Consider the following 23,465-nt stretch of genomic DNA (forward strand, 5'->3'; position numbering starts at 1 on the left):
TGTGCGCGGCCGAAAGCATCGGTCCGATGGGGACCCGCACGGTTCACCGACGACGTCGGGATCCGAGCGTGTCATGGTCGCGGTGCGGCGGTACGGCTGATGACACGGGGAATGTCGAGGGCAGCCAATTTGTCGGGGTTCCGGATGCCGTAGCCGTTGACGATCTTGTCGTCGGCGATTTCGAACACCAGCACCGCCTCCAGGTTGTCGCCGATATAACAGGCGAGTGCGGGCTGGCTGTTGCAGTTCACCGCATGAATCCGGACGTCAGGGTGTCGCCGCGCGTACCGGAAGACCGCCATGAGCACGGCGCCCACTCGCTCTGCGCCGACGAGGACCAGGTCTCGCAGCGCGGTCACCTTGCCGCCGCTGTCGGTGGTCCAGGTGATGTCCGGTGCGAGGATCGCCAGCAGGCCCTCCATGTCACCCGTGGTCGCGGCGGACATGAATCGTTCGGTGACCGCCGCGGTTCTCGTGGTGTCGACGGGACCGAACCGCTTGCGCCGCGCCTGGACGTGATTGCGGGCACGACGGGCCATCTGATGCACGGCGTCGACGGATTGACCCGTCGCCGCGACGATCTCGGCGTAGTCGAAGCCGAATACATCACGCAGAACGAATACCGCCCGCTCCGCGGGGGTGAGCGTTTCCAGCACCACCAGCATCCCCATCGATACCGACTCGGTGAGTACGACATCGGCGGAGGCGTCGCCGTCGGCGAGCAGTAGCGGTTCGGGCAACCACGGGCCGACGTACTCCTCGCGGCGACCGGCACTGACCCGCAACGCGTTGAGGGCCTGCCGGGTGACCAGTTGCGCCAGATACGACTTGGTGTCGCGGACAGTTGCCAGATCCACGTTCCTCCACCGCAGGTAGCTGTCCTGCAGCACATCGTCGGACTCGGTCGCGGAGCCGAGGATCTCGTACACGATGGTGAACAGCAGGGGTCGCAGATGCAGGAAACGCTCGGTGTGCTCGTCGACTCCGGTCACGGGTGCGACACCGCCTCCGGCTCGGTTCCCCGGATGTCCTTCCGCCTGCCGAGGCCCATGAAGGATGGGATGGCGCCCGGCTTGCGGGCCTCCTTGCGAATGGTTCCCACCGGACCCGCCAGACCCACCTTCTCCTTGATCAAGCCCGCCACACGCCCGCTGATGTGCAGATTCACCGGAGTGTCGTCGCGACGGCTGAACTGCATCGCACCGGCGCGGCTGCCCAACCCCACAGTGCTGGCCACGAAAGCCACATCCAGCACGGCGGGCTCGGCGCCCGCGATGCGGGCCAGCACGTTGTCCGCGGCTTGGGCGCCCAGAGGTTGTGCGGCGTAGCAGCTCATCCGCAGCGGGCGGCCCGAGGGGGCGGCCGCGTCACCCGCGGCGACGATTCGGTCGTCATCGATGCTGGTCAACGTCTCGTCGGTCAGCAGGCGGCCCAGCGCGTCGGTGCGCAGGCCACTACGTGAAGCCAGATCGGGCACACCGAACCCGGCGGCCCAGATCGTGACCGCGCTGGGCAGCGTACTGCCATCGGACAGCACCACGGCATCGCGCCGCACCTCGGCTACCCTCGCGTTCTCCAGCACATCGACTCCGTTCCCGGCCAGCCACTTCCCGACCGACCGCCGAGCCGGGTCCGAGAAGCTCGCCGCCAACCTACCTCCGCACACCAATGTGACGGTATGGCCTTGCTCGACCAGTTCGGCGGCCGTCTCGATTCCGGTGAGCCCAGCGCCGACGACGACGATCGGCTGATCCGCGGGCACTTTCCCGATCGCTTCGCGCAGCCGCTGCGCGTGCTCCCATTCGGCGATGGGATAGCCGTACTCCGCCGCACCGGGAATCGATGCCGGCATCGCCGCGGTACTACCGACCGCGTAAACGAGGTAGTCGTAGTCCAATTCACGACCGGAGCCCAGCTCCACGGTGCGGGTGGCCGTATCGATACGGAGAGCGCGGTCGACGACCAGCCGCACGCCCGCGCCGAGCAGTGTGTCGTAGCCGATGGCGGCCGCGTGGGTGCCGGCCACGAACTGATGCAGCCGCATCCGCTCGATGAACTCCGGCCGCGGGTTGACCAGCGTGATCTCGACGTCAGGACGCAGCCGCAGCCGATTGGCAGCTACGGAACCGGCGTATCCGCCGCCGAGAACGACAACCTTGGTGATGGCGTTGAAATCAGTCATGCCATCGAGACACGCGCCGGCGCTCAGATCCGACATGAAGTGGCGCAAGTCACATTCATCCACCTCGGCTTCGCTCGTCCGGCCCGGTACAGGCGAACGCGGCCAGCAGGGCAGCTCCTGAACCGGGCAGCCCTGCGATGTGCTGATGCCGGCTACCGCTCGAGTACAGCGTGCGCGCCCGGGCGGCGTTCCGAAGCGAAGCCGGCGCCCGGTTCGCGAAGTTCTCAGCGCAGAACCGATTCGAACAAAGGCCAGCTGTTGTGCAGGTCCTGCTGCCAGTAGCCCCAGGAGTGGGTGCCGCTGGCGCGCAGATCGAAGGTGGCGGGGACGCCGAGTTCCTGGAAGCGGTCGCGCAGGGCACGGGTGCAGCGGTCCGAGACGGCTTCGAGCATGCCGCCGATGGCCAGCTGGTCCACCAGCTTGGTGGCGTTGCCGTCGATCCCCGTGCTGTGCGGCTGGTCCAGCGGGCCGGCCTGCCCGTTGCCTGCGGCCACGTAGATCGTCGTGCCCCGCAGCCGATCGGCGTGCACGTAAGGATCGTTGGCCGTCCAGGCCGGATCACCCGGCGGTCCCCACATGTTCGACACCGTGCCGCCCTCGGCGGTCACGATCGTGGCCACCATGGCCTGCCCGGCGGGATCGCTGGTGCGCACGCAGCCGCTGTAGGAGCCGATGGCCTTGTACAAACCCGGTGCGGCCATGGCCAGCTGGAAGACCGAAGTGCCCGTCATCGAGACTCCGGCGATGGCGTTGGCGCCGCTTCCACCGAAGGTGGCGTCGATCTGCGAGGGCAGCTCACGGGTGAGGAACGTGGTCCAGCGCTGGCGGCCCAGGACCGGATCGTCGGCGCGCCAGTCGGTGAAATAGCTGCCCGCGCCACCGACCGGCACCACCACGGTCACCTGCTGGTCGGCGAAGAACCGGTCGATGTCGGTCCGGTCGGTCCAGCCGTCGCCGCCGGTGCCGCCGTCGATGCCGTTGAGCAGGTACAGCACCGGAGCGGGGCGGGACGGGTCCGGGCGGGGCAGCACGACGACCGACACCGGTGCGGCCATCGCGGGGGAGAAGACGGTCAATTCGACGGCGCGCCCGTGCGCACGGGTCATCGGGGCAGGCTCGGCGCTCGCGGGGCTGCCGGAGCACATCAGCATCGACAGCGCCAAGATGCCTGCGCGCCAGGCGGTTCCGCGCGAGCTGCGGCACGGTCGACGGGACGCCATGCGCTCGACGCTAGGTTTCGCCGCACCGGGACCGCAATGGCCGCACGCCCGATTTGGGAAATCCGGCAAATGGCCGCCGCAGGGAATTGGTATCGCACACAGAATCGCCGGAAAATCCGGCGACCTGTCCACCCGATGTTGTTGACTGCGAATTCGAGCCCTCCTACCCGGGGCCAGGAGTCGACATGCCCGCATATTCGCATCGAACAGGCGCGGTGATCGCCGCGGTCCTCATTTTGTCCTACGCGTTGATCGGCGCACAGCCGGTCCGTGCCGATCCACCGCAATCGGTCGCGGCGGCGGACGGCTCACGCATAGTGGAAACCCGGCTCGAATCCGACCGGCAATCCGAACTCGAGGTGTATTCGGCCGCGATGAACAGCACCACCCGGATTCATGTGCTGCGCGCGGCCGATCCGGACCTGCCCGCGCCGACCTTCTATCTGCTCAACGGCGCCGACGGCGGATCGGAGGGGAATTGGCTCGACGGCGCCGATCTGGTCGATTTCTTCCGTGACAAGCAGGTGAACGTGGTCATCCCGTTCGGCGGCGCGGGCAGCTATTTCACCGACTGGCGCAGCGACGACCCCGTCCTCGGCAGGCAGCGCTGGTCCACCTTCCTGACCAAGGAGCTGCCGCCGCTGATCGACGCCACGTTCAACGGCACCGGGACGAACGCCATCGCGGGCATCTCGATGGCGGGCACCTCGGTGTTCCAGCTGGCCATGGCGGCACCGGGTTTGTACAAGGCCATCGGTTCCTACAGCGGTTGCGTGCGCACCAGCGATCCCGCCGGTCAGGCGGTGGTTCAGGCGGTGGTCACCCAGCAGCGCGGCACGGTGTCGAACATGTGGGGGCCGCCGACCGACCCCGCGTGGCGCGCCAACGATCCCTACCTGCACGCCGAACGGCTGCGCGGCACCGCCATCTACGTCTCCACGGGAACCGGGCTGCCCGGACCGATCGACAACCTCGACGGCGCGCGTGGCGACTTCACGCAACTGCTCTACCAACTGGTGATCGGGGCGCCGCTGGAGGCGGTGGCGAACCTGTGCACGCACCAGTTGCAGGACCGGCTGCGCCAGTTGGGTGTCGCGGCGACCTTCGATTTCCGGCCGAACGGCACCCACTCCTGGGGCTATTGGCATCAGGATCTGCACAATTCGTGGCCGATGATGGAAGCGGCGCTGCGATGACCCGCAAAGAGGCCGCGGTGGCGCTCGGATCGTTCGGGGCCTGCCTGATCTCGGTGTTCATGCAGATGATCGACGTGACGATCGTCAACACCGCCCTGCCGGTCGTCACCGCCGAGTTGCGGGCGTCGCGGTCGGAGCAGCTGTGGGTGGTCGCCGGATACTCGCTGGCCTTCGCCTGCGTGCTGCTCACCGCCGCTCGCGTCGGCGCGATCGTCGGACGCAGGCGGATGTTCCTGTGGTCGGCGGTGGCCTTCACGGCGGCCTCGGTGTGGTGCGGGATGTCCACCGCCGCTACGGAACTGGTGCTCGCGCGGATCGTTCAGGGTGTGGCTGGCGCGGGCATGGCGGCACAGACCATCGCCATCATCACCGCGAGTTTCCGCCGCGAGCACCATCAGTACGCCTTCGCCGTGTACGGCGCCACAGCGGGTTTCGCCGGGATGCTCGGCCCGATCCTGGGCGGCGCGCTGATCACCGTGGACCCGTTCGGGCTCGGCTGGCACGCGATCTTCCTGATGAATCTGCCGCTGGGCGTGGTGGCGATCGCGCTGGCCGCGAGCTACCTGCGGCCGGGCCCGGCGACGGATCGGGAACCACTGGATCCGCGCGGCGCCGTGGTGGCCACCGCGGCGCTGTTCGGTCTGCTGTTCGCCTTGTCCGACAGCCAGCAGGCGGGCTGGCGCCCGGTGCACGGGGTGTACATCGCCGCCGCGGTGGTGCTGGGCGCGGTGTTCGTGGCACACGAGCGCGCGACGCGCCGCCGCGGCGGTCGGGCGCTGGTGCGGCTCGACCTGTTCGCCGACCGGGGCTTCGCCGTCGGATCGGCCCTGGTCGCGATCTTCTTCGGGCTGTTCACCGCGTTCGTGTTCACCGTATCGATCCTGTTGCAGGACGTGCTGCGGTTCTCCGCGCTGCGCACCGGCGTCGCGATGACGCCGTTCGCGCTCGGCGCGGGCGCGGGTGCGGTGCTGTCGCCGTTGCTGGTTCGGCGCTGGGGAAATCTGGCGCTGTCGGCAGGGATCGCGCTGTTCGGCGGATGCGTCGCGGTGGGAGTGGGCTACCTGTATGTGGGTGACGGCGCTGTCAACCTCCCGCTGGTACTTGGGCCGACGTTTCTCGCGGGGTTCGGCGTCGGCGTGTTCGGCGTGCCGCTGCAGCCGCTGATGCTGGCGGAGTTGGACGATCGGGCCATGGGCGAGGCCTCTGGCGTGCTCCCCACCATCGAGCAGATCGGCAATTCGGTCGGACTGGCGGTGCTCAGCGCGCTGTTCTTCCGCGCGCACACGCTCTCGGGCAGCATGGTCATGCTCGCGGCCATCGCCGCCGCGGCTTTCGGCCTCGCCGTGCTCACGCGGGCCTTGCCGGACCGCGCGCGGGCGGCTACGAGTCCGTTCAGCTGGTCGATCGCGGGCTGACCCCAGCTACGCGATTCCGCCCGGCGCCCCACCCGATCATCGCCCGATCGCGAAGTTCTCCTTCTCAGTGGTGCGTGGGCGCCGGCACTGCCGCCGAAGACGGCGCGATGCCCGCGCGCAGCGTCCATGGCTCGGCCGAACACAAAACCTCCGCCGAGGCTAGGCGCGCTCGGAGCCGTGGACGGCTTCGGTGCGGGTCTCCGGTTCGCTAGAGGTCCCGTCCGGCCCGCCGCGCTGGACGACGCGCCGCAGCCAGGAAGGCGCCCACCAGCAGGCGTCGCCGAGCAGGCGCATGGTGGCGGGCACCAGCAGCATGCGCAGGATCGTCGCGTCGATGAACAGCGCCGCGACCATGCCGTAGGCGATGTACTGCATCATGACCAGATCCGACCAGGCGAACGCCCCGGTGACCACCAGCAGGATCAGGGCGGCGGCGGTGATGATCCAGCCCGTGCGCGCGATGCCGGTGCGCACCGCCTCGGTGGTCGTCGCGCCCGCCGCCCGTGCCTCCACGATGCGGGCGAGCAGGAATATCTCGTAGTCGGTCGACAGCCCGTAGATCACGGCGACGATCAGCACCAGCACCAGCGCCATGATCGGCTGCGGGGTGAATTCCAGCAGGTCAGCGCCGTGGCCCTGGACGAAGATCCAGGTCAGGATGCCGAGTGTGGAGCCGAGCCCGAGCAGATTCAGCAGCGCGGCCTTGAGCGGCAGCACCAGGGAGCCGAAGGCGAGCACCATCAGCACGGTGGTGACGAGGAAGACCAGCGCGATCATCAGCGGCATCCGGCGCAGCAGCGCGTCGACGCTGTCGCGCTGGACCGCGGGCTGCCCGCCCACCAGCACGGTCGTTCCCTTCGGCACCGGCATGGAACGCAGATAGTCGATGGTCGCGTTCGCCTCGTGCGCGTCCCGCAGCACGGTCGAGGTGGTGAAGACGCTCGGATGCGCCGGTCCCTGCACCGCGCGCGGGAACGGCGCGATGAGTCCGGGAGCCAGGCCCGCCCGCGCGACCACCCCGTCGATATCGGCGGTGTTGTGGGTGATCAGCACGAGGTCGACCGGATTGATCTGCCGCAGCGGGAAGACCTGGTCGAAGTGCTGCTGCGCCGTGCGGGCCGGATGCCGCGGCGGCAGGAAACGCTCGGAGATACCGCCGAACGCGACGTCGCGCACCGGGGCGATGAGCAGCACCAGGATGGCCACCACCGGAACCGCCACGGCCAGCGGTCTTTTCATGACCCACCCGGCGACGCGGCCCCACGGATTGTCCGCCTCGCGGTCGCTCGCCCGCCGCGCGTGGAAGCGATTGAAACCCAGACGATCCACGCGGGGGCCGAGCACGGCCAGCATGGCGGGCAGCAAGGTGATCGAGATCAGCGCCGCGAGCGCCACCGTTACCATCGCGCCGAGGGCGAACGAGCGCAGAAAACCTTGTGGGAACAGCAGAATGGCGCCTGCGGCGACCACCACGATGGTCGCGGAGAACACCACGGTGCGCCCGGCGGTCGCGACCGTGCGCCGCACCGCCTGCGGCAGCTCGCGCCCGTCGGCCAGCTCCTCACGGAACCGGCTCACGATGAACAGGCCGTAGTCGATGGCCAAGCCGAGGCCGACCATCGAGACCACCGGCGAGACGAAGGAGTTCACCTCCATGACGGTGGTCATGGCGCGAATGACTCCCCACGCCCCCAGCACGGTGAGCCCGCCGACGATCAGCGGCAGCGCGGCCGCCACGACGCCGCCGAACAGGAAGAACAGCAGCACCGCCACGGCGGGCACGGCGAACAGCTCCATGCGGCGCTGGTCGTGGGCCATGGTGTCGTTGAGGGCGGCCGCGACCGGTTGCCCGCCCGCGACCTCCATCTCGATGCCAGGTATCCGGAACTGATCGGCGACCTTTCGATAGTTGCGCATGATCTCGGTGTCATCGCTGCCGCGTATGGCGACGGAGGCGAACGCGTACTCGCGGTCCTGGGAACCGAAGACATCCGGCAGGTGCAGCCCGGTGTCGGTGGGCCAGTAGGTCGCGTTGATCTTGGTGATCCGGTCAGGGAAGCGTTGCGGCAGGCTGTTCAAGTGGCCCACGACGGTGGCGGCGAAGGCGGGATCGTCGATCGTCCTGCCTGCCGGGGCGCGATACAGCAACAGCACATCGGCGATGTGATCGTGGCCGAACGCCTCGTCTTTGAGCCGGGCCGCCCGCGCCGATTCCGAGGTCGGATCGTTCCACCCGCTGACGCTGAGATGTTCGTCCAGCCCGAGGCCGTACCCGCCGAGCGCGAGCAGTGCGGCGACGACGACCCCGATGACGGTGAATCGCCGCCGGACGAGCATATCGGTCCAGTGCGTGAACTCGGCGAACAATGCCGCCTCCTAACCGATGACATCGTATTTCGGCGAGGGCCGGGAACAGGTGAAACCTAGCAATATCAACGCATTTCACCGGCTTGCGATCCAGAATTTCGAGATGCCACAACTCGATTCACCGGCCGGTTGTGAAGTCTCCCTGAGCCCGCGCCTGCCGGTGTGGCGGCCGTTACGCTGGGCCGGACGCCAGCTGCGCACAATCTAATTCGCCGATCGCCGGAAAAGAATGGCGGTCGAACTGGATCCGACCCGGAGGATGTGCATGTCGGATATTGCAATTGTCGGCATCGGCTGCAGGTTTGCGGGGGGAATCGACTCGCCCGACACCTTTTGGGAATTCGTCCTGGACAAACGGGACGGCGTGGTCGATATGCCGGCCGATCGCTGGGACTACCGCCGTTACTACGATCCGGAACCGAGGACGCCGGGGCGCAGCTACACCAAGCGCGCGGCGTTCATGACGATCGACCCGTGGGAATTCGACCCGGACTTCTTCGGCATCTCCGCCCGCGAGGCGACCGTGCTGGATCCGCAGCAGCGCCTGATGCTCGAGGTGACCTGGGAGGCGCTCGACGACGCCGGGATCGCGCGGCGCGCGGCGGGCGGATCGATCGGCGTCTACGTCGGCGGGTTCGTGGTGGACCAGTCGGTGATCGGCGTGGTCGGCCCGGCCCTGTTCCACACCGACATGCACACTCCGGCGAGCGCGTCCTACACCATGCTGTCCAACCGGATCGCCTACGCGCTCAACCTCGTCGGCCCCGCGCTCACGGTCGACACCGCGTGCTCGTCGTCGCTGGTCGCGTTTCATCTGGCCTGTCAGGCGCTGGAGAACGGCGACTGCGAGGTGGCGCTCGCGGGCGGGGTGAACGTGATGCTGCAACCGGAGACCTTCGTCCTGATGTGCAAGGGCGGCTTCCTGGCCGCGGACGGCCGCTGCAAGTCCTTCGACGCCTCGGCCGACGGCTACGGGCGCGGCGAGGGCGCGGGCATGGTGGCGCTGAAGAAGCTCGACGACGCCGTCCGCGACGGCGACCGGATCTACGCGGTGGTGAAGGCGACCGGCTCCAATCAGGACGGCCGCACCACCGCGATCACCGTCCCCAACGCCGATTCCCAGGAGGCGCTGGCCCGTTCGGTGTGCAACCGTGCCGGGCTCGCGCCGGAGGCGATCACCTATGTCGAGGCGCACGGCACCGGCACGCTGGTCGGGGATCCGGTCGAGTTGCGCGCGCTCGGCCGGGTGTTCGGCGCGCCGGCAGGGCGCACCCGTTCGCTGGGCGTCGGCTCCGTGAAGTCGACCCTCGGGCACACCGAGGCCGCGGCGGGTATCGCGAGCGTGATCAAGGCGGCGCTGGCCATCCGGCATCGCACCATCCCGCCGCAGGGTTGGCTGGACACACCGAACCCCGACATCCCGTTCGACGAGTTGGGCTTGCACGTGCAGCTCGAGGCGGAGGCGCTGCCGGACGACGCCGAGCCGATGACCGTCGCGGTCAACGGTTTCGGCTACGGCGGCACCAACGCCCACGCCATCCTGCAGGAGTTCCGGCAGGGCTCTACCCCGCCTGTCGCGCCGGCGAGGCATTTCGGCGTCCTGCCGATCTCGGCGCGCAGCACCGGCGCGGCGCGTGCGCTGGCCGGCCGGTTCGGGGATCTGATCGCCGCGGGCGCCGATCCGGAACGGCTGGCGGAGGCCGCCTGGACCCGCATGGCGCACCACCAGTACCGCACGGGCGTGCTCCTCGGCGACACCGCCGAGCTGGTGCGCGATCTGCGCTCGTTCGCCGCGGGCGAGGGCCGCGACGCCGCGCGCACGATCGTGGCGCGGACGGCCGAACCGGTGTTCGTGTTCTCTGGCATGGGCCCGCAGTGGTGGGGGATGGCGCGCGAATCGCTGAGCGGCGAGGGTGTTTTCGCCGACACCGCGAAGGCGGTCGACGCGGAGTTCCGTTCGGTCGCCGGGTGGTCGATCATCGAGGAGCTGCTGCGGCCCGAGCAGGAGTCACGGGTCACCAGCACCGAGGTGGCGCAGCCGGCCAACTTCCTCGTGCAGGTGGCGCTGGTGCGGGAGCTGGCCGAGTACGGCATCCGGCCCGCGGCCGTGGTCGGGCACAGCGTCGGCGAGGTGTCGGCGGCCTACGTGAGCGGCATGCTGTCGCTGCGCGACGCGGTGCTGGTGGCCTATCACCGGGCCCGGTTGCAGGCGACGACCGCCGGTTCGGGCGGCATGCTCGCGGTCGGGATGTCGCCGGAGCGGGCCCGCGAGCTCGTCGGCGACGACCAGCGGGTGGATGTCGCCGCGATCAACAGCGCGAGCTCGCTGACCTTGTCCGGTGATGCCGACCGCCTCGATGCGCTCGCCGAGAAGCTCACCGAGGACGGCGTTTTCGCGCGCAGGCTGCGCGTGGAGGTGCCGTACCACAGCCGGTTGATGGACCCCATCCTGGACGAGCTGCGCACGGCGCTGGCCGGGCTGACGCCTGCGGCGCCGACCGTGCCGCTGTACTCCTCGGTCACCGGCGAACCGGTGCTCGGCCCGGAGTGGGACGCCGAGTACTGGTGCGCGAACGTGCGCCAGCCCGTCCTGTTCGCCGACGCGGTCACGAAGCTGATCGGCGCGGACCACCGGGTCTTCCTGGAGGTCGGCCCGCACCCGGTGCTCTCGGGCAATATCCGCGAAGCGCTGCTCGGCGCGGACGTCAACGGCACGACGGTGCCGACGCTGGATCGCAAGCAGCCGGATTCGGTGAGCATCCGCCGCACCCTCATCGGCCTCTACGGCGCGGGCGTGCTCGACCTGGACGAGCTGTTCCCGGCGCGGCATCCCGCCACCCCGCACGTGCCGCTGCCGCGCTATCCGTGGCAGCGGACCCGGCTGCACGCGGCGCTGCCGCTGTTCGAGCAGGCCCGGCTCGGCACACCGGGCGCCTACGCCATGCTCGGCGATCCCGACGTGGAGGGCCGTCCGGACTGGCTGCTGCAGGTCGGCACCGAGCTGCTGCCGTGGCTGGCCGACCACGTCGTCAACGGCGTCAAGATCATGCCGGGCGCGGCGTACCTGGATGCCGCGCTGAGCGCGACGGCGTCCCGGCTCGGCGTGGAACGGGTCGCGCTGGAACAGGTGCGGTTCGTGGCCCCGCTGATCATGGGCGCGCCGGACGTGCCGCTGGTGGCGCTCACCGTCGAGGAGGCCAGCGGCCGGTTCCTGATCCGATCGCGCTCGGCGACCGGGACGGCCTGGACGGTGCACGCGTTCGGCCGCACGCTGACCGGCAGCCACAAGCCGACCAAGGTCACGGTGCCCACCCTGGACGTCGGTCTCGACGTCGACCCGGACATGTTCTACAGCGGCCTGGCCGCGGCGGGACTGCAGTACGGACCGGCTTTCCGCCGCGTCACCTCCGTGCGCGTCGGCGCGGACGCGGTGGTGGCCACCGTCGACGGCGCCATCGCCGCGGACTCCGGACATCTGGCCCACCCCGCGGTGGTCGATGCCGCGATGCAGTCCGCGGCCCTGCTGTTCGCCGACGCCAGGATCGACGAGGGCACGCTGGTGCCGGTCGGTGTCGCGGCGGTGCGGCTGGTCGCGCCGCTGCCCGAGCGGATCACCGTGGTCGCGCGGCGCGACCCACGGGCCAGGCTGCGCGCCGACGTGGACCTGCTCGACGACGAGCACAACCTCGTGATGCGTTTGAGCGGCCTGCAGATCGGCGCGCTGGCGCCGGGCCAGGATCCGCTGCACCGGATGGTCGACTTCTACTACACCGAGACGCTGGAACCGCGCGACGCCATCGATCCCGCCGCCCTGCCGCAGGATTCGGTGTCCACGGTGATCATCGCGCTGGGCAGCAGCTGCACGCGGGCGGGGCAACTGGCCGCCGCGCTCCCGGGCTCCCGGCTCTACGTGGCAGGCGTGGCGGGCCGCGAACTCGCCGCCGATCTGGCCGCGACACTGTCGGCCGCCAAGGCGGAGGGCGCCGACCGGCTGCACGTCTGCGTGGTCGCGGGCGGGGTCGAGGACGATGTGGCCGATCTGTGGACCCTGGAGCGGATCGCGGTGGCCCTCGACGAGTTCGTGCACCCGGAGACCACCGAACAGGGGCCGCAGAGCGTCTTCGGGGACGGGTGGTGCCATGCCACCCTGGTGACCGAACAGGCGTTCGCCCTGCCGGACAGCCCGGTCCCGCCGAACTCGAATCACGCCGCGCTGGCCGGTGCGCGCCGGGTGCTGCTGAACGAGCAGTCGGCGTTGCGCTGGCGGTTGATCGACGTCGAACCCGACACCGCGATCGGCGATCTGATCGGGGAGCTGGCGGTGCCCGGCGCCTTCTGGAACGACAACCTCGACGAGGTGGTGCTGCGCGCGGGCAAGCGCTGGGTCCCGATGGTGACCAAGCCGTTGCAGGAGCGCCTCGACGCCCTCGACACCGCCGAGCCGCTGACCGACCCGGAAGCCAACTTCGCACTGGAGATGCCCCGCACGCGCCTGCTGTCGGCGTTGGCGTGGCGGCAGTGCCCGCGGCCCGAACCGGGACCGGGCCAGATCGAGGTGCGGATGAAGATCATCGGCCTCAACTACAAGGACCCGCTCAAGGTCATCGGACTGCTCGGCGAGCGCGAACTGGCGCCGACCTATTTCGGCACCGTGCCCGGAATGGAGGGCGTCGGCGAGGTGGTGCGGGTCGGCGCCGCGATCACCGACGTCACCGTGGGGGATCTGGTCGCCGTCGCCGCCAAGGGCATGATGCAGCGCTACGTCGTCGTCGACCGGCAACTGGCCATCCCGCTGCCCGCCGACGCCGATCCGGCCTACTGCACCAGCACCATCGCCTTCGGCACCGCCGAGTACGCGCTGCTGGATCTGGCCCGGCTGGAACCGGGCGAGACGGTGCTGATCCACGGCGCGGCCGGCGGTGTCGGCACGGCCGCGATCCAGGTGGCCAAGGATCGCGGGGCGCGCATCATCGGCACCGCCAGCACCGACGAGCGCCGCGCCCACGTGCTCGCCCTCGGCGCCGATCACGCGATCGACTCGCGCTCGCTCAACTTCGTCGACGACGTGCTGGAGCTGACCGGAGGCAAGGGCGTCGAGGTGGTGCTCAGCAGCGCGCCGGGGGAGATCCTGCGCCAGAACTTCAACGCCGTCGCCGAATTCGGGCGCATCGTGGAGGTCGGCAAGGCCGACATCTACACCGGCGGCCTGTTGGAGATGGCGAACTTCGACAAGAACCTGGCGTACTTCTCGATGGATCTGGACCGCTTGGTCGCCGTCGACGCGCAGCGGCTGGCCCGTTTGCTGCAGCGGGTCTACGAGAAGGTGCTCGCGGGCACCTACCAGCCGCTGCCCTACAGGCTGTTCGAGACCGACGAGGTGGGCAGGGCCTTCGAGGAGACCATCCGCTCCACCGGCTTGGCCAGGATCGCGCTGCGCATGGATTCACCCACCCCTGCGGTGCGGCCGTACCTGCCGGAGATCGAGATCGACAGCGCCGCGACCTATCTCGTCACCGGCGGTTTCGGTGGGTTCGGGATGGCCATCGGGCGCTGGCTGGTGCTGCGCGGGGCGCGGCGGCTGGTTCTGCTCGGCCGCGGCGGCGCGAGCACGGAGGAGGCCCGCCGTCAGCTGGAGGCGTGGCGAACGGTAGGCGTGGAGGTGGTCGAGGAACGGGCCGACGTCACCGATCCGGAGGCGGTCGCCGCGATCGTCGCGCGGTCGCACAGCGCAGAGCACCCGCTGCGCGGAGTGTTCCACGCGGCGGGCGCGGTGGCCGACAATCGGCTGGCCGCCATGCAATTCGACGAGCTGGCACGGGTGTATCGCCCGAAGGTGCACGGTGCGAGGGTGCTGCATCGGGCCGTAGCCGACGCGGGCATCCGGTTGGACATGTTCGTGCTGTGCTCCTCGGGCGGCTCGATGTACGGCATCTACGGTCAGTACAACTACTGCGCGGCCAACGTGGCGGTGGAGTCGCTGGCCGAGGAATGGTCCCGGGCCGGCGAGCGTGCGCTGTGCGTCGGCTGGGGGCACCTGTCCGGCGCGACGGGCGGCATGGCCGCCGACGAGACGGCCCTGAAGTACCTCGATCTGGTCGGCTTCGACCCCATCGACATGGCCGACGCCACCGCCTATCTGGAGCAGACGCTGCGCTTGGGCGTGGCCCGCGCGGCGATCATCCCCACCGACTGGGCCAAGCTGACCGGCACCTTCCCACAGCTGACCCGCACCGGGCGCACGACCGCGCTCGCGCAGGCCTCCGCGAAGGACACCTCCGAACTGGCCCGGCTGCGGGCGGAGGTGGCCGCGATCGAAGAGGGCAAGCGCGGAGCCTTCGTCGCCCGCAAGATGGCCGAGGAACTCGCCGTCGTCATGGGCGTGCCGGTCGAGTCCATCGACATGACCGTTCCGGTGCCCGAACTCGGGCTGGATTCGCTGATGGCGGTGGAATTGGGGGCGCGGGTCACCAAGACGCTCGGCATCGACCTGATGTCGCTGCAGATGGGCCGGTCGTTCAGCCTCGAGCAGGCGGGTCCGAAGGTGGCGGAGCTGATTCTCGCCGCGGAGTCCGGTCAGGCACAGCCGGTCGCGGATCCGGCCCCGGCGTCTGCGTCGAACGGCGCAGCGCCCGAACCGGCTCGGGCGCTGCTGGCGGCCGGGGCCAAGCCGTGACCGGCCGCCGTCGTCGAAACGAGGAGTTCCCGTGGTCCGTTTCGGGCTGATCGATGAATGGGAGCCGGGGCCGGGCCGGCTGGTCAGCTGGGTGGCGTCACCGGAGTCGGTGGCGCGCGCCCGGCGGGCGCCGGTGCACCCGGCCCCGCCCTCGCACCAGCAGGAGCAGTATCTGCGCCTCGCCGATCGGCACGCCGACGCGGATTTCCGGTACTCGGGCCTGTGCCTGGTGACCGCGGAGATCCCGGCCGGCGGGCTGGACCGTGCCGCGATGACGCGGGCGGTCAACGCGTTCCTGCTGCGCCACGACACCTTCCGGACCTGGTTCCGGGTCGACGCCGCCGGTGCGATCGAACGGCACCTCGTGCCCGCCGGCGACGTCGATTTCGTGCCCGTCGACTACGGGCACGTGGACGAGGCCAGGGCCATCCGCGACCATGTGCAGAAGACCACGCCGGGGCCCTTCGACTGGGACTGCTTCACCTTCGGGGCGATCGAACGCGAGGACTCCACGACGGTCTACCTGGCGGTCGATCATCTGCACACCGACGGATTCGGCCAGTACCTGTCCGGGTTCGACCTCGCGCTGTTGTACCTGCGCGAGGTGTGGGAAGACGTCGGCATGCTGCAACCCGCGGCCAGCTATCTCGACTACTGCACCGCCGAGCGAGAGTACACCGGCCGGATGACGCTCGCCTCGCCCGGCGTGCAGAAGTGGCTGGAGCTGATTCGCGGAAACGACGGCGAACTGCCCTCTTTTCCTTTGAATCTGGGCAGGCGCACCGATGTCTACAACCGCAGCGCGCACCGCACGGTCACGCTGTTCGACGAGCACACCGCGCTGCGGTTCGAGCGGGTCTGCCGCGACAACGGCGCGGAGTTCGTCGGCGGCATCTTCGCCGCGGCGGCGCTGGCCGAGCGCGAGCTCGTCGACAGCGACTACTACTTCGGCATGACGCCCGTCAGCACCCGTAGCTCCGCGGCCGAACGAGCGTCCGTCGGCTGGTATGTGACGTTGCTTCCGGTGGCCTTCCCGCTCGGGTCTGCCACCTCTTTCGGCCGAGCCGCGGCCCTCGCGCAGCACGCTTACGAGAATGGCCTTCGCCTGGCCCCCACCTCGTTCCAGCGCGTGGTGGAACTGCTGCCCGCCGACTCCGATCTGGATCTGAAACCGGGCTGGTCCACGCCGATGATCTCCTACGTCGACGCCAGAGAACTGCTCGGCAACGAGTTCTTCGACCTGGCGTCGTGCGGGTTGTACGCCAATCGGGCCGCCTCCGAGCAGGTGCTGATCTGGATCAACCGGCTCGCGTCGGAGACCACGCTGAGCGTCATCTACCCGGACACGCCGGTGGCGCACGATTCCGTCGAGCGCTATGTGGCCACGCTGCGAGCGGTGTTCGCGGCGGCGGCCGGGAAGACACGGTGAGGAGGACCTGTGCACACGGCATTCCGGGATCCGGGGATCCCCGACGGAGAGAAATCCGTCTACACCGTCACCGTCGCCGACCGGCCGCCGAAGCTGAACCTGATCAGCGTGGTGTCGCACGACGGCGACGGCTACCGCTCGATGCTCGAGGTCGGTCTCGGGCACGCGAACTTCGCGATGACCGTCGAGCAGCGGTTCCAGCGCTCGGGGGACCGGTTGTCGGCCGAGCGCTACCGCGCCGAAACCCGCTCGGGCGCCGCGGTGGTCAGCCGGGAGGAAGCCAACTTCATCGGCACCACCCACCTTCAGTTCGGCGGCGGTATCGCGCCCTTCCCGGCCAACGTGATGCCGCTCGCCGGTGGCCTGACATTGCTGCGCGGCCTCGACTTCGCCGAGGGCGCCGAGGAGTGCGTCGATCTGTGGCTGGCCTTCTCTGTCCACGTCCCGCTCGGGGCGAAAGTGGAGCAGCGCACCGTCGTCGACGTACCGGCCGGGCGCATCACCAGCTGGCAGGTACGGCTACGGCCGCGGTTGTCCGGGTTGAACACGATGGTGGAGAAGGTGATCGGCGGATTCCTGCCGCCCGCGGTGGCCCACTTCGACGCGGACCCGCCGCACCGGCTGGCGCGGCTCAGCTTCCCGACCGGGCCGATGCCGTGGGATCCACGCGGGCTGATGGAACTGGTCGCGTAGCACCGCGGGGTCCGGAAGGCGGTGCACATGTCGGGCGATGCGGGAGGTGCGGCGGGGCGCGATGAACATGCCGCCCGGCCCGCACTGCGCGCGGGCCGGGCGGCTTCCTCGGTCAGCTGATCTGCGTGCCCGACCAGCCGAAGCTGAAGCTGTGGCCCTTCGAGGTGCACAACAGGGCGCCCCGGCCGCCTCCGGTGCAACTGGCGCCACCGTTGGTGAGGGTGCCCTCGATCGGCGGGCTGTCCGCGCGGCCGTGCGGGCCGGTGAGACCGAAGGTCGGATGGGCGGGCAGGAACGGCAGGTCGATCGCCAGATCGTAGACCGTGAATCCGAACAGGTTGGTGCCGTAGCGGCCCCGCAGGAGTTTTCGCCGCAACAGCCAGGCAGTGCCGGTGAGGGACCGAAAAGGCGCGGCGACGGGATCGGTTTGCTGCGGAGGCACCGTCCCACCGGCTTGTCCGCCGAGTGAACCTCGGGGTGATCCACATCACTGCCTGACGCTGTCAGGAATCCGGCAGCTGTCTCGTTCAGGGAACACGGGAACCAGACAGGAGCGAACCATGAAGCACCGCATCGTCGTCCTCGGGGCAGGCTACGCCGGAGCCTTCTCCGCCGGCTACCTGGCGCGTCGGCTCCACTCCGACGACTTCGAGATCACCGTGGTCAACGCCGAACCGGATTTCGTCGAACGGCTGCGCCTGCATCAGCTCGCCGCCGGGCATGATCTCCCGCACCGGCCGCTGGCGGAGGTGTTCGCAGGCACCGGCATCCGGTTACGGGTGGCGCGGGTGACCGGCGTCGACGTCGAGCACCGGACTGTCACGGTCGCCGACGGCGATGGCGTCGACCGGCTCGGCTACGACACCCTCCTCTACGCGCTCGGCAGCACCGTCGCCGATCACGGTGTTCCTGGCGTCGACGAACACGCCTTCCACGTGGCGGCGCGGCCGTCCGCGCTGCGGCTGCGCGCACGACTGGACGAGCTGCGCGGGGACGGCGAAGTGCTGGTGGTGGGCGGCAACCTGACCGCGATCGAAGCCGCCACCGAGATCGCCGAAGCCCGCCCCGGGCTCCGGGTCGCCGTCGCCACCAGCGGCGAACTGGGCGGCTGGCTGGGCGCCGAGGCCCGCCGCCACCTGCTGCGCGCCTTCGATCGGTTCGGTATCACGGTCCACGAGCACACCACCATCGAGCGCGTCGAGCAGGCGGCGGCGGTCGCGTCCGACGGCACTGCCCTCGCCTCCGACGCGACCGTGTGGGCCGCGGGGTTCGCCGTCCACCCGATCGCCGCCGCCAGCGGCCTCGAGGTGCTCCCCGACGGCCGGATCGAGGTCGACCGTCAGATGCGGTCGGTCTCCCACCCGGATGTGTACGTCGCCGGTGACAGCGTCTTCGTCATCGGCGACAACGGTCGCCCGTTGCCGATGTCCTGCGCTTCGGCGGGATACACCAGCATGCAGGCGACGGCCGCGATCATCGGGGACCGGACCGGGCGCGAGATCCCGACGACCGCGCTGTCGTATGTCGGCAACCACATCAGCCTCGGTCGCAAGGACGGGATCTTCCAGTTCGTGGACGGTGCGGCGCGATCGAAGTCGTGGGCGCTGCGTGGCCGGGCGGCCGCGCGCGTCAAGTCGGCGATCGTCGGGACCGCCGCCTGGAGCGTGAGCCACCCGACCTTCGGAAGGCCGAGTCGCCGTTACCGCTCGGCCACCGCCCGAGAGCGCTCCCTCGACGCGATCGCCGCATAGAGTCACGCTCATGGACACGGCCACCCTGGCGCGTTTCGAGGCCAGCCGGAATCGGCTGGCCGCACTCGCCTACCGTCTGCTCGGCTCGGCCGCCGACGCCGAGGACACGGTGCAGGACGCCTTCCTGCGGTGGCAGGCCGCCGACCGCGAGTACGTCGAAGTGCCGGAGGCGTGGCTGACCAAGATCGTCACCAACTTGGCGCTGGACCGGCTCCGGTCGGCGCGACTGCGGCGCGAACGCGCGGTCGGCGCCTGGATGCCCGAACCGCTCCTCGACGGCGACCCGATGCTTGGCCCGGCCGACACCGTCGAACAGCGCGAATCGGTGACCCTGGCGGTGCTGACGCTGATGGAGCGTCTCTCGCCGGTCGAACGGGCCGTCTACGTGCTGCGCGAGGCCTTCGACTACAGCCACGCCGAGATCGCCGGGATCCTCGGCATCAGCGAGTCCGCGAGTCAGCAACACACCCACCGAGCCCGGCGCCGAATCGCCGCCGCCCGCAACGGCGCGGACATCGACCATGCCTGCGCGCGCCGCATCGTCGAGGCGTTCGTCGACGCCGCCTCATCGGGCCGGACCGAACGGCTGGTCGCGCTGCTGACCGACGACGCCACCGGCATCTCCGACGGCGCCGGGCTGGGCCTGGCGGGGAAGCTGATCCGGTACGCGACCCCGGAGCGGATCGCAGGCGCGGTGCGAGCCGGCTTCAAACCGACGCCGGCCAAGCGCAGGCTCGCCGGTGGCACCCCGGCGATCCACGCCGCCGTGGTCAACGGCTGCCCGGCCATGGTCGCCACGCTCGGCGACCGTGTCGTGGGCCTGGTGGTGCTGGAAGTCCGCGACGACAAGATCGCAGGCGTGCGCGGCATCGCCGCCCCGGACCGACTCGGCCGCCTCACCGAGGAATGGCGGCGGCAGGAGCACGACGTCCCCTTGATCGAATCGTGGTGACCGGCGGTTCCCCTTCGGCGCGACCGTCCGCGATTTCTTGTACAACGGCTCCGCCAGCGCAGATGCCGGACGGCTCTGTCCCACGACGCGCCTCGGTGCACGATTCACCCAGAGAACCGCCGCGGAGTCGAGTAAGGCACTCACTCCGTAGGGCACCCGGCGCGTATTCCGGGAATGCAACCGTGACGCCGTGGCGAGCGAGCGCCAGCCGGCGGGGACGCCCGCGCAGCCGACCGGCGCACGGCAGACATGATGCCCGCGCGGATGGCGCTCAGCGCGCGGTCGGCGTGCGGTCGCGGATGCGGCCGACGGTGGCCGGGATGATGCGGCGGCGCGGCGACCACCAGTTGGCCGGGCCCATCAGTTGGACCAGCGCGGGCACCAACAGCATGCGGACCAGGGTGGCGTCCACGACGAGCGCGATGATCATGCCGAGGCCGAGGAAGCGCATGGGCGTGAGCGGGGAGAGGGTGAACGCCCCGGTGACGATCACCAGCAGGGTTGCCGCGGCGGTGATCACGCGCGCGGTCCTGACCGTGCCGAGGCGCACCGCCGCCGCCGTGTCGGCGCCCGCGTCGTGCGCTTCTACCATGCGCGACAGCAGAAACACCTCGTAGTCGGTGGACAGGCCGAAGACCACGGCGATGATCAGCACCAGCATGCCCGCCGCGATCGGGCCCGTGCTCACGCCGAACGCGCCGGCCAGATGCCCGCCGCAGAAGATCCAGGCCAGTACGCCGAAGGTCGCGGCGAGGCTGAGGAAGGCGAGGACGACCGCCTTGAGCGGCAACACGATCGAGCGGAACGCGGTGGACAAGAGCACCACCGTCGCGCCGACCATGACGAGGATCATCCACGGCATGGCGGCGACGATGGACCGCACGCTGTCCACGGTGGCCGCGGTGTCGCCGCCGATCCACAGCACGGTGCCGTCCGGGGGCGTCAGACCGCGCATGCAGCGCACCGAGTCGCTCGCCGCCTCGGTGCGATCGGTGTCGCGCAGAAACGCGTGGAAGACGACGAAATCCTCGGCGCGGCCCACCTGGACGACCTGCCGCACACCGTCGACCGTGCCGAGTGCCGCCGCGGCCGCGTCCACCGCGGCCGACTGCGGCGGCCCGTCCGTGCCGCGCAGCACGATGGTGGCTCCGCTGCCCGCCGCGGGGAATTGCCCGGTCAGCTCCTCGATGGTGACGCGCATGGGGTTGCCCGGCGGCAAGGCGTGATGGTCGATGTCGCCCAGCCGCAGCCCGGCCAGCGGCGCCGCGAAGACCAGCAGGACGGCGCCGACCAGCACCGTCACCAGACCGGGCCGCCGCAGCACACGGTCGACCAGGCCACCCCAGAACCGGTCGGTGCGATCGATCGCGCGCGCGGTGCCGATGCGCGCGCCGAACAGGGCCAGCAGTGCGGGCAGCACGGTGAGCGAGAGCCCGGCGGCCAGCGCCACCGCCGTGATCGCGCCGATGCCGAGCGAACGCAGCACCGCCTGCGGGAAGACGAACGTCCCCGCGAACGCGCAGACCAGCAGCAGCGCCGAGAACGCGATGGTGCGCCCTGCGGTCGCGTACGTGCGGATGATCGCGGAGCGCGCGTCGTGCCCGTCGGCGACCTCCTCGCGGAACCGCGTGACCAGGAACAGTCCGTAGTCGATCGCCATCCCGAGGCCGAGCAAGGAGGCGATGTTCATCGCGAACGTGCTGACCTCGGTGAGTTCGGCGAGCACGCGGATGGCGCCGCTCGCGCCGAGCACGGTCAGGCCGCCGACCACCACCGGGAAGGACGCGGCGATCAGACCGCCGAACACCAGCACCAGGATGAGCAGCGTCAGCGGCAGCGAGAGCGCTTCGGCCCGGACCAGATCGTGCTGGGACTGCGCGTTGATCTCCGTGGAGACCGCGCTGTAGCCGGACAGATCGGCCGGGACACCCGGAACGCGGAGCAGCGGTTCGATGTCCGGATACGCGGCGACGCGCTGGTTGGCGTCACCCGCGAGATAGACCACGGCCAGCGCGTGCCGGTCGTCGGCCGACCGCAGGAACTGTTTGCGCGCGAATCCGGCGTTCCAATAGGTTTCGATCGGCCGTTGCAGCATCGCCGGATCGATCCGCGCGAGCGCCTCCCGAACCCGGGGGCCGATGTCGTCGAGCGTCTGTCCCTCCGGAGCGGTGTAGCGCACGACCACGTCGGGGTTCTGCGGTCCGAAGTGCTCGCTGACGAGCTGATCCACGTGCGCGGACTCGCTGCCGGGATCGATGAACCCGGCAGCCGTGACCTTGTCCGACGCTCCGATGCCGAGCAGGCCGGACAGCAGCATCACCCCGGCGACGACGGCGAGCACCATCCGTGGCCGGGCGAGGACCACCCGGGCGACGGCGGTCATCCCACGGCCGCATCGTGCGGCGCGAGCTCGGCCTCGAGCCGCGCGGTGATCGTGTCGAGCAGCGCCTCCAGGCGGGGCTCGATGCCGGCGCCGTTGCGGCAGGAGACGGTCAGCTCCAGCTTCCCGCGCGATTCGACCATCGCGAACAGCAGCGGCATCGCGCCGCTGTGCTGCGGTAGCACCCGCATGGTCGTCGGTGTCCAGCCGGGCACCGCCATCTCGTCGAGATCGAAGGCGCCCAGGTGGGAGACGGTGGCCGACACCATGTTCCGATTCAGCCGAGCGCCCAGCCAGTTGCTGCCGCGCAGCACCGCGCGGATGACGGCGTCCGGAAACTTCGACAACTTGCCGTTGTCCAATTCGTTCAGTTCGCGTTTCTCCCGCAGCCCGCTGCGCATCCGCTCCCTGACCGTCTCCCAGTCTTCGCCGGGCGCCACGTCGAGGAACAGGGGAAGCGCCAGATTCGCGGTGGAGCGCAGGGCCGGATCGTGCCTGCGCAGATCGACCGGGATCATGAAGCGCGACTTCGCATCCGACTCCCCGGCCAGGATCGCCGCCACCCGCGCGACGATGCCCTTGCCGGTCGCCTCGATCGTGCGGTGGCGCAGCAGCCAGCGCGGGGCCGCCGGATCCTGGCGGCCGCGCCCCGACGGCGCCTTGAACGTGGGCAGCACCAGCGTCGGTCGGCCCGCAGCGCCTGTCCGCGCGACCAGTTCGGCGTCCGCGACCGGGTGCGGCGCGCCGACGGGACGCCGGCCACGCAAGGCGCGCAAGACGTCGTCGACCCACAGGCGCAGGCCCATGCCGTCCATCACGCCGTGGAAGGCGCGGAACAGCACGGTGGTCTGCGCGCCCGTGAGCAGCAGCACCTCGGTGGTGCGGTCAGGCGTGGGACCGATCGGGCTGTTCAGCACCGCGTCGTGCTCCAGGGCGTCGTAGTTCAGCGACCATCCCGGCACCACGCGCACGGTGGCGGCCAGACCGCTGTCCACCCAGTCGCGGCCGTCGCGCACCAAGCGCGCGCCGGGGGCGGCCGCCGACGCCAGGTCGACGGCGGCCTGCAAGGCGGCCGGGTCCAGGCTGCCGTCGCCGTGGACGGCGAGGTGCATCACGAACGGCGGAGTCACCTGCCGGGTGGAGAAATAGAGGCGTTCGGTGGGGGTGATCTTTCTGCGGAAGACGGGTGCGTTGCTCATGCTGGTCT

General features: G+C 70.2%; 14 protein-coding genes. 7 read left to right on the plus strand and 7 right to left on the minus strand.

All coding sequences use genetic code 11. From position 1 onward, the window contains the following. Positions 1–71: 71 nt before the first annotated feature. The 3 genes from sigJ to U3653_RS14135 all read right to left on the minus strand — a co-directional run bounded on the left by sigJ (position 72) and on the right by U3653_RS14135 (position 3,402). Positions 72–992: an RNA polymerase sigma factor SigJ gene (sigJ, locus tag U3653_RS14125; RefSeq protein WP_195080147.1), complete on the minus strand. Its 921-nt coding sequence runs from the start codon at positions 990–992 to the stop codon at positions 72–74. Beyond that, positions 989–2,182 (minus strand): NAD(P)/FAD-dependent oxidoreductase, encoded by a 1,194-nt coding sequence (locus tag U3653_RS14130; protein WP_195080146.1) that lies wholly within the window; start codon positions 2,180–2,182, stop codon positions 989–991. The genes sigJ and U3653_RS14130 overlap by 4 nt, the downstream gene beginning before the upstream one ends. A gap of 224 nt (positions 2,183–2,406) precedes the next feature. Further along, positions 2,407–3,402, minus strand: a complete 996-nt coding sequence (locus tag U3653_RS14135; protein WP_195080145.1) for an alpha/beta hydrolase — start codon at positions 3,400–3,402, stop codon at positions 2,407–2,409. 185 nt (positions 3,403–3,587) lie between these two features. Between U3653_RS14135 and U3653_RS14140 the strand changes: the two genes are divergently transcribed. Together U3653_RS14140 and U3653_RS14145 are read left to right on the plus strand one after the other, a co-directional pair. Continuing rightward, positions 3,588–4,598 (plus strand): alpha/beta hydrolase, encoded by a 1,011-nt coding sequence (locus U3653_RS14140; protein ID WP_195080144.1) that lies wholly within the window; start codon positions 3,588–3,590, stop codon positions 4,596–4,598. Beyond that, positions 4,595–6,013: an MFS transporter gene (locus U3653_RS14145; RefSeq protein ID WP_195080143.1), complete on the plus strand. Its 1,419-nt coding sequence runs from the start codon at positions 4,595–4,597 to the stop codon at positions 6,011–6,013. Before U3653_RS14140 ends, U3653_RS14145 begins: the two co-directional genes overlap by 4 nt. Positions 6,014–6,172: 159 nt before the next feature. On the opposite strand, the gene U3653_RS14150 is transcribed toward U3653_RS14145, so the two are convergent. Then, positions 6,173–8,380, minus strand: coding sequence for an MMPL family transporter (locus tag U3653_RS14150; protein ID WP_195080142.1), 2,208 nt, complete (start codon positions 8,378–8,380; stop codon positions 6,173–6,175). 265 nt (positions 8,381–8,645) lie between these two features. Here U3653_RS14150 and U3653_RS14155 point away from each other — a divergent pair, with 265 nt between their 5' ends. The 3 genes from U3653_RS14155 to U3653_RS14165 are packed head-to-tail and all read left to right on the plus strand — an operon-like array spanning position 8,646 to position 17,175. After that, positions 8,646–15,053, plus strand: coding sequence for a type I polyketide synthase (locus U3653_RS14155; protein WP_195080141.1), 6,408 nt, complete (start codon positions 8,646–8,648; stop codon positions 15,051–15,053). Positions 15,054–15,084: 31 nt separating this feature from the next. Continuing rightward, complete coding sequence (locus U3653_RS14160; RefSeq protein WP_195080140.1) at positions 15,085–16,482, plus strand: condensation domain-containing protein; 1,398 nt, start codon at positions 15,085–15,087, stop codon at positions 16,480–16,482. 9 nt (positions 16,483–16,491) lie between these two features. Then, positions 16,492–17,175 (plus strand): hypothetical protein, encoded by a 684-nt coding sequence (locus U3653_RS14165; protein ID WP_195080139.1) that lies wholly within the window; start codon positions 16,492–16,494, stop codon positions 17,173–17,175. A gap of 112 nt (positions 17,176–17,287) precedes the next feature. On the opposite strand, the gene U3653_RS14170 is transcribed toward U3653_RS14165, so the two are convergent. Then, complete coding sequence (locus tag U3653_RS14170) at positions 17,288–17,617, minus strand: hypothetical protein (RefSeq protein WP_195080138.1); 330 nt, start codon at positions 17,615–17,617, stop codon at positions 17,288–17,290. Between the two features lie 118 nt (positions 17,618–17,735). On the opposite strand from U3653_RS14170, the gene U3653_RS14175 reads away from it, so the two are divergent. Both U3653_RS14175 and U3653_RS14180 read left to right on the plus strand, forming a co-directional pair. Continuing rightward, a complete protein-coding gene (locus U3653_RS14175; RefSeq protein WP_195080137.1) occupies positions 17,736–18,926 on the plus strand; it encodes an NAD(P)/FAD-dependent oxidoreductase in 1,191 nt (396 codons plus the stop codon). Positions 18,927–18,936: 10 nt separating this feature from the next. Beyond that, positions 18,937–19,878, plus strand: a complete 942-nt coding sequence (locus U3653_RS14180; RefSeq protein ID WP_195080136.1) for a sigma-70 family RNA polymerase sigma factor — start codon at positions 18,937–18,939, stop codon at positions 19,876–19,878. A gap of 271 nt (positions 19,879–20,149) precedes the next feature. Here the strand turns inward: U3653_RS14180 and U3653_RS14185 are convergent, their stop codons facing one another. Then, complete coding sequence (locus U3653_RS14185) at positions 20,150–22,261, minus strand: MMPL family transporter (RefSeq protein ID WP_195080135.1); 2,112 nt, start codon at positions 22,259–22,261, stop codon at positions 20,150–20,152. Then, positions 22,258–23,457, minus strand: coding sequence for a peptide synthetase (locus U3653_RS14190; RefSeq protein WP_195080134.1), 1,200 nt, complete (start codon positions 23,455–23,457; stop codon positions 22,258–22,260). Before U3653_RS14190 ends, U3653_RS14185 begins: the two co-directional genes overlap by 4 nt. Positions 23,458–23,465 lie beyond the last annotated feature (8 nt).

Origin of the sequence: Nocardia implantans, from assembly GCF_035544775.1 — a bacterium.
In the GTDB taxonomy this organism is placed as follows: domain Bacteria; phylum Actinomycetota; class Actinomycetes; order Mycobacteriales; family Mycobacteriaceae; genus Nocardia; species Nocardia implantans.